Below are 7,107 nucleotides of genomic sequence, written 5' to 3'. Positions count from 1 at the left end.
AGTCAAATGAATTGCTCATATCTTTTCCCCGATTGGATGACTTGCGCCGGAGATGATAGGGGCTTTTGCCGGGTAAGGCGGTAGCGCGACTAAAACGTAGGAGCCTGCGGCGTATGCAACAGGTTCTTCGGAGCTAAAGGCCGTAGGGCCGTGCTATGCGGTTTCCAACTCCCCGGTCACCAGGGGTCAAAGAGCAGAGAGCGGGGGCGTACCGCAGATTGCTCTTGGAGGAAGCCGCGTGTCAGGAGCACCATCCTTCACACTCTTCACCTATTCGCCCGATGTCGAACCGTTGGAAGCGCGCTGGCGCGACGACGGCATTGGTTATGCGTTTTTTGGCAATGCCGAGACCGCGCGCGCCGCAATTTTCGAGTTGCGCGATGCGGTTACCGACGAGCCGGGTCACGATTGGCCGCCGATGCGCCTGGAGCGGATCGAGACCGTGCCGGTGACAAGGGATGCGTTGCTCGCACTGCTTAACGACGGCGTCGGCGCCATCGTCAAGACCTACGACATCATCGAAACGATCGGGGGAAATTGAATGGCGAAGATTCCCGATCCGATCGACGTCGAAGTCGGTGGCAAGATCAAGGCGCAGCGCCGGCTGGTCGGTATGAGCCAGAATACTCTGGCCGACCGGCTCGGCGTCACCTTTCAGCAGATTCAGAAATATGAAAAGGGCACCAACCGGGTGAGTTCGAGTCGTCTCGCGATGATCGCGGAAACCTTCGGCGTCCCGCCCGCCTATTTCTTCCCGGGCTCAACGGTTTACCCTGGCCAAGCGGTGGCGGCCGCCGCGCCGGAATTGGTCAGCTTCATTGAGACCAACGAGGGCCGAGATCTCAACGTGGCTTTCGCACGGATTCGCTCCAAAACCATGCGCAGGAAGGTGGTGGGTCTGGTCACGGCGCTAGCAGCGGCGCCTGCCACGGCAAATGCAGATGGAGATGAGCATTAGGCGCATCGTCTTAGTGCCATCGAGATGGTAAGAGTAAGGAGCCTTGGGGTCCGAGAAGAAGCTGCTTCAAACACAAAACGCCAACGGTTCGCCGCGCAGCCCCTCCAACACGATGCGGATTTTGTCCTCCGCCGAGTGATGCTTTCGCGCCGCGCGCCGGATGTCCTTGATTGTCTTTTCGGCCGCCGATGTCTGCGGCCCGGTTTTCTGTCTCATCTTCGCTTCCTTTGAATGAGCTACGATGAGCCGAAAATCCTCTCTTCTCAATTAAACCAATTCTGTCTCATGGGCGCTGATGTCGGACAGATGGGCTTTACCGTCTCGTGGGGCCTTTCGAAGGCGCTGGACGAAAAGACTTACAAGGCCATCGTTTCGAACCTGGTCATGACCGAGTCCTCGTCAGGCGTTCAGAAGGGCGTTGCGATGGGCGAGTATGCCATCGGCGTCGGCTTTGAATGGAACGCTTACAACTACATCGCCGGTGGCCAGGAGGAACTAAAGGTCGTCTATCCCGAGGAAGGGACGTTCCTTAGCGTCGATTATGTCGGTCTCGTCAAGAATGCTCCCGCGGGAGCAAAGGCGAAGGAGGCCGTCGATGTCATCCTTTCCAAGGAAGCGCAGACCGAGCTGCTGAAGGTTGGTTTTCGCCGGCCGAGCCGGTCTGACATCAAGGTTTCCGACTATGTGAAGATGCCGGAGCTCGATACCATCAAGACGATCCCGATTGACGAACTCGCAGCGGCCGATGCACGCGAAGGCTTCCTGAAGGATTGGGACGCTTTGCCGAAGGCGGGTGAAAGCAAGTAGGCTGAGCTGACGTAAACCTGTAATTGTGATGCTGCGCTGGTAGTCCCGGCGCAGCGTTTTCACATGGTAGCCGCCTTAAATTCATTAAAGATTCTGAATTAAACAAAAATTATTATTAACTTTTTCTGATGTAATGCCGGCGGTACTCTCCCGCTATCAAACATCGATGCCCCGTCGTCGGGCCTCGATCTTAACGATAAAGGAGAGGACATGCCCCATCTGAATTATAGACATTGGGTGCCGGAGGCATGCGAAACGCATATTCAGCGTCTCGCGACAAATGTATCGGCCGGGACCCGCGACGTCGCGGCGCGTATCGAAGCTCTGGTTGTGCGAAACCTTGAGATTCACGATGCCGACTGCTTCAACCTGAACCCAGCGACAAACGTCCTCAACCCTGCAGCCGAAGCCGTCTTGAGCCGCGGTCTCGGCAACCGCCCGTCGCTCGGCTATCCCGGCGACAAGTATGAAATGGGCCTGGAGGCCATCGAGGAAATCGAGGTCATAGCGGCCGAACTCGCGGCAGAGATTTTCGACGCAAAGTATGCAGAGATCCGCGTGGCCTCGGGCGCGATGGCAAACCTCTACGCCTTCATGGCAATGGCGAAACCTGGCGACGCGATCATTGCGCCGCCGGCAACCATCGGCGGACATGTCACGCACCACGCTCCCGGTTGCGCCGGTATGTATGGCTTGTCGATCCATGCCATGCCGGTCGATCCAGAGGGTTACACCGTCGACATTCCTGCACTTGCTGCCTTGGCGGAAGCGGTAAGGCCGAAGATCATTACGATCGGCGGCAGCCTCAATCTGTTTCCGCACCCTGTTGCGGAGATTCGAAAGATTGCTGATGCCGTCGGCGCCTATGTGCTTTTCGATGCGGCCCATCAATGCGGGATTATAGCCGGCAAGTCCTGGGTCAATCCCCTGGCACAGGGGGCGCACCTGATCACGATGAGCACCTATAAGAGCCTGGGCGGTCCCGCCGGAGGGCTGATCGTGACCAATGATGCGGCGCTTGCCGAAAAGCTCGACCGTGTGGCTTTTCCGGGAATGACGGCAAACTTCGACGCGGCGAAGGCGGCCGCGCTGGCGATCACTCTGCTCGATTGGCGCGAACACGGGATCGCCTACGCCAAGGCCATGGTCGATCTCGCCCAGGCTCTCGCGACCGCCATGAAAGCAGAAGGTCTGCCGGTGTTCGCAAGCAGCAAGGGGATCACCGAAAGCCATCAGTTCGCGCTGGAGGCGGCCGGGTTCGGGGGCGGACAGGCCGCGGCGAAGAAGCTGCGCAAAGCTGGGTTTCTGACATGCGGGATCGGGTTGCCCATACCCGAAATCGACGGCGACAAGAACGGGCTACGGTTCGGCACACCTGAACTCGTGCGACGCGGTGTCACCCCTGCCGACGCGCCGAAACTCGCGGCGCTAATTGCCGAGGGTCTGCGCGCCAACGATCCGGAGACGGTCGCGCCGCGGACGGCAGCATTCCGCCGAACATTTGATGCGTTCCATTACATCAATCGCTAGTCGCTGACCTCCCATGACCTCAACCGGCATTCCGGTTGAGGTCATTTGCTTTTTGTCGGCAAGCCGCGATGAACGCTCTGAGTGCTGGGCTGCGGCCCTGACCTTTCCGGTAGGCGAGGGAGATTTTGCGGCGAATCTCCGGCTGTAACGGTCGAACCTGCACATCTTGAAGGTCATGGCTCGCGCGCAACCCCGGCAGGATCGATATCCCGGCATGGCTTCTGATCAGGGCGATGCTGACCTCGAAGCCTTTGCATCGCGCCGTGATTTGGGGGTCAAAGCCGGCACCCTGACAGGCCTCAGTCAGCATTCGTGTGTAGTTCGACGATGCCGTGTCGATAATCCACCGTTCAGCCGTCAAATCGGGGAGGGTGACGTGGTCCCGTCCGGCGAGGCGATGACCTTTGCCCATCATCACATGGAAAACGTCCTCAATAAGCGGGATCGTTTCCATGTTCGAGTCGAGCGCGCCGGGCAATATATTGAGGTCATCGATAATCGCGACGTCCGTTTGCCAAGTACGTAAGGCGGCTACGCTTTCCTCCGGCTCCATCTCATCGAACTGGATGGCGAGGAGTGGGTGATCCTCGGCTAATTGCTGGATCGTCGGCGGAATGAGCACCGCGGCCACCGAGGGGAAGGCCGCAACCCGAAGATCACCTGCCACCAAGTTTTCTAGTTCCGCGATATCGGCCTTTGCGGCTTCAAGTTCAGCGAAGATCCGTTCTGCGCGATCGACCAGAATTTGACCTGCAACGGTAAGCGCTACGCCGCGGCCGCGCTTCTCAATCAAGGGCGCGCCGACCTCCTGCTCCAGCAAGGTCATCTGCTGCGAAATCGCTGACGGGGACACGAGCAGAGCCTCGGAGACAGCAGCCATGGTTCCGCGGATCGAAAGTTCGCGAAGGGCGCGCAGCCGTCCCAGGTCCATCAGTGTCTCTCCTTAGAAAGCATTAGCATAACTTACGAACATAAAAAATACAATTAACTTTTTTTGACTTAAGCATTTCGCTACCGTCCTCTCAACAGCGGAACATCAAGGCAGGCATCCGGCGCTGTAGGCAAAAGCGCCGGCCTGGTTCCGACCTCAAAATGCAGACTGCCGGACACCGGCACCCGCCATTCGAAATTTGGAAAGAGGGACGCTAAATGACTTCTCAGGCACATGAATACTTCAACAGCGGGCTCGCCGAGCGTGACCCGCTGATCTTCAACGCTCTGGAAGGCGAGCGGAAGCGCCAACAGGGTCAGATCGAGCTAATCGCCTCCGAAAACTCGGTCAGTGCCGCGACCCTCGATGCACTGGGCTCGGTCATCACCAACAAGACGGTCGAAGGATATCCGGGCAATCGTTTCCATGGCGGCGCTGACTACGCAGATATCGTTGAACAGGCCGCAATCGACCGCGCCAAGGAACTCTTCGGTGTTTCCTACGCCAACGTGCAGCCGCACTCGGGCACGCAGGCTAACCAGGCGGTCTTCTTCGCTCTGTTGCAGCCCGGCGATCTGGTTCTCAGCCTCGACCTCGCTGCCGGCGGTCACCTCAGCCATGGCGCCAAGCCGAACCAGTCGGGCCGGTGGTTTTCGGTCGTCTCCTACGGCGTCGACCGGGAAACCGGCCTGATCGACTACGATATCGTCGAAAAGCTCGCGCTGGAGCACAAGCCCAAGCTGATCATCTCCGGCGGCTCCTCCTACCCGCGCGAATACGATTTCGCTCGCATGCGCAAGATCGCCGATGCCGTCGGTGCCGTTTATCTCGTCGATATGGCTCATTTTGCCGGCCTTGTTGCCGCCGGCGTTCACACAAATCCGGTTCCCTACGCCGATATCGTCACCTGCACGACGACGAAGACCTTGCGAGGGGCTCGCGGCGGACTGGTCCTTACCAACCGCGATGACTTTGTGAAGAAGTTCCAGTCGGCGGTTTTCCCCGGCGTTCAGGGCAGCGCGCATCTCGCAACCATTGCAGGCAAGGCGGTTTGCCTCGGTGAGGCTCTGACCGACGAATTCAAGACCTACGGTGCAAACGTCAAGGCGAATGCGAAGCTTCTGGCCGAGGTTCTGATGGAGCGCGGCGTCGGCATCGTCAGCGGCGGTACGGATACCCATCTCGTGCTCGTCGATGTCTCGTCGAAGGGTCTCCTCGGTCAGCAGGCGCAGGACCTGCTCTACGCGGTGGATATTACCTCCAATAAGAACCCCATCCCATTCGACAGCGCCAAGCCGTCTGAGTGGAAGGGCATTCGCCTTGGCTCTTCCGCCGGTACGACACGCGGCTTCGGCGCCGTCGAATTCGAAAAGATCGCTAATCTCATCGCCGATGTTTTCGATGCCGAGAACCTGACCCCGGAAGATCGTGCCACGGAACATGATCGGGTTCGTGCCGCCGTGGCTGAACTTTGCACGGCATTCCCTGTCTATCCCTGAATTTTCACAAGGCCGGAGCTTCAGGCTCCGGCCATCGGCCTGGATACGGACATGATGATTGATCTTCCGAACGACCCCGCGCGCAGCGATGTGCTCGCTGCTCGCCCGACCCTCTGGCTCAATCCGGTTTATCGCCCCGGTGCGATTGCTGAGGAGACGCTGCCCATCCGACCTGAAATGGTCGATGAGGCCCAGGCGAACTGGAAACGGCTCGCTCCACTTCTGGAAACCTGCTTTCCCGAGTTGAGGGCTACAGGCGGAGCCATCCGTTCCGATCTCGTGGAACTGAAAGCGCTGCGTGACGCGCTTGGTTTTACCGCGCCCGAGTTCGGAAAGGTCTTCGTCAAGGCCGACAGCGCGCTGCCCGTAGCGGGCTCCATCAAGGCACGGGGTGGTGTCTATGAGGTCTTCCTGTTTGCCGAGCAACTTGCCAGGAAAGAGGGTCTCCTGAATGCCGGCGATGATATGCGCCGCCTCGCTGAAGCGGACGCAAAGGCCTTTTTCTCTCGCTACACGATCGCCGTTGGCAGCACGGGCAATCTCGGTCTTAGTGTCGGTATCGCTGCTCGAGCCCTTGGCTTCAAGGCGACCGTTCATATGTCGTCGGATGCGAAAGCCTGGAAGGTGGAACGCCTGACGAAACTTGGCGTCGAAGTCGTCCAGCACGAAGCCGACTATACGATTGCCGTGGAAAACGCGCGCATCGTCGCTGAACGCGACCCGACGATCTATTTCGTCGATGATGAACAATCCCAGCACCTGTTCCTCGGATATTCGGTCGCCGCCATTGAACTGGCCGAGCAACTCAACGCGCTCGACATCAACGTCGATGCGGAACACCCGCTCTTCCTCTACCTGCCCTGTGGAATCGGCGGTGCGCCAGGTGGCGCCACCTACGGCGCCAAAAAGGTATTCGGTGACCACGTTCACTGCTTCTTCGTGGAGCCCGTGCAGTCGCCTTGTGCGCTCGTCCACCTGATGAGCGGCTCGCAGGAGCTGGTCTCTGTCTATGACGTCGGCCTTACCAACAAGACAGAAGCGGACGGAATGGCAGTCGCCCGTATGTCCGCCTTCGTCGCCACCGTCATGCGGAACATGCTCGCCGGCGTCTTCACGGTTGCGGATGACGACCTTCTCCGCTGGCTGCTGCTGGCGCACGAAACACAGGACATTCGCCTTGAGCCTTCTGCAACTGCGAGCCTCGCTGGCCCGCAGTTCCTGGTGAAGCATCCGCAAGGTCGCGAATTCTGCGAAAAGCAGGGGATTCAGAGCTACCTCCCCCAGGCCACGCATATTGCCTGGACGACCGGAGGCTCATTCGTGCCGCAGGAGCAGTTCGACGCATTCTTGAAACAGGCCGCGGCGCTTTAGATCGGAAGAGG

General features: G+C 59.1%; 8 protein-coding genes. 6 read left to right on the top strand and 2 right to left on the bottom strand.

The features are described 5' to 3' along the window. The first annotated feature begins 238 nt into the window (after nucleotides 1-238). Nucleotides 239-541, top strand: coding sequence for a hypothetical protein (locus SPHINGO391_RS00175; RefSeq protein WP_023517368.1), 303 nt, complete (start codon nucleotides 239-241; stop codon nucleotides 539-541). Beyond that, a complete protein-coding gene (locus SPHINGO391_RS00170) occupies nucleotides 542-958 on the top strand; it encodes a helix-turn-helix transcriptional regulator (RefSeq protein WP_152007055.1) in 417 nt (138 codons plus the stop codon). A gap of 66 nt (nucleotides 959-1,024) precedes the next feature. Here SPHINGO391_RS00170 and SPHINGO391_RS00165 read toward each other — a convergent pair whose 3' ends face one another. Beyond that, entirely contained in the window at nucleotides 1,025-1,174 is a 150-nt protein-coding gene (locus SPHINGO391_RS00165; protein ID WP_193217129.1) for a hypothetical protein, read from the bottom strand. 69 nt (nucleotides 1,175-1,243) lie between these two features. Here SPHINGO391_RS00165 and SPHINGO391_RS00160 point away from each other — a divergent pair, with 69 nt between their 5' ends. Together SPHINGO391_RS00160 and SPHINGO391_RS00155 are read left to right on the top strand one after the other, a co-directional pair. Continuing rightward, nucleotides 1,244-1,765: an extracellular solute-binding protein gene (locus SPHINGO391_RS00160; RefSeq protein ID WP_193217127.1), complete on the top strand. Its 522-nt coding sequence runs from the start codon at nucleotides 1,244-1,246 to the stop codon at nucleotides 1,763-1,765. Nucleotides 1,766-1,975: 210 nt separating this feature from the next. Further along, on the top strand, nucleotides 1,976-3,295 hold the full coding sequence (locus tag SPHINGO391_RS00155; RefSeq protein ID WP_152007053.1) for an aminotransferase class I/II-fold pyridoxal phosphate-dependent enzyme: 1,320 nt from the start codon (nucleotides 1,976-1,978) through the stop codon (nucleotides 3,293-3,295). 19 nt (nucleotides 3,296-3,314) lie between these two features. On the opposite strand, the gene SPHINGO391_RS00150 is transcribed toward SPHINGO391_RS00155, so the two are convergent. Next, on the bottom strand, nucleotides 3,315-4,226 hold the full coding sequence (locus tag SPHINGO391_RS00150; protein ID WP_152007052.1) for a LysR family transcriptional regulator: 912 nt from the start codon (nucleotides 4,224-4,226) through the stop codon (nucleotides 3,315-3,317). A gap of 218 nt (nucleotides 4,227-4,444) precedes the next feature. On the opposite strand from SPHINGO391_RS00150, the gene glyA reads away from it, so the two are divergent. Both glyA and SPHINGO391_RS00140 read left to right on the top strand, forming a co-directional pair. Beyond that, the gene (gene glyA / locus SPHINGO391_RS00145) at nucleotides 4,445-5,725 is read left to right on the top strand and encodes a serine hydroxymethyltransferase (protein WP_152007051.1); all 1,281 of its coding nucleotides are present in this window, start codon (nucleotides 4,445-4,447) and stop codon (nucleotides 5,723-5,725) included. 51 nt (nucleotides 5,726-5,776) lie between these two features. Continuing rightward, the gene (locus SPHINGO391_RS00140) at nucleotides 5,777-7,096 is read left to right on the top strand and encodes a D-serine ammonia-lyase (protein ID WP_152007050.1); all 1,320 of its coding nucleotides are present in this window, start codon (nucleotides 5,777-5,779) and stop codon (nucleotides 7,094-7,096) included. The last annotated feature ends 11 nt before the right edge of the window (nucleotides 7,097-7,107 follow it).

It is taken from the genome of Hoeflea sp. EC-HK425, from assembly GCF_902498795.1.
In the GTDB taxonomy this organism is placed as follows: Bacteria; Pseudomonadota; Alphaproteobacteria; order Rhizobiales; family Rhizobiaceae; genus Hoeflea; species Hoeflea alexandrii.
Note: the sequence above shows the minus strand (reverse complement) of the source record. Positions and strands in the feature narration are given on the sequence as shown.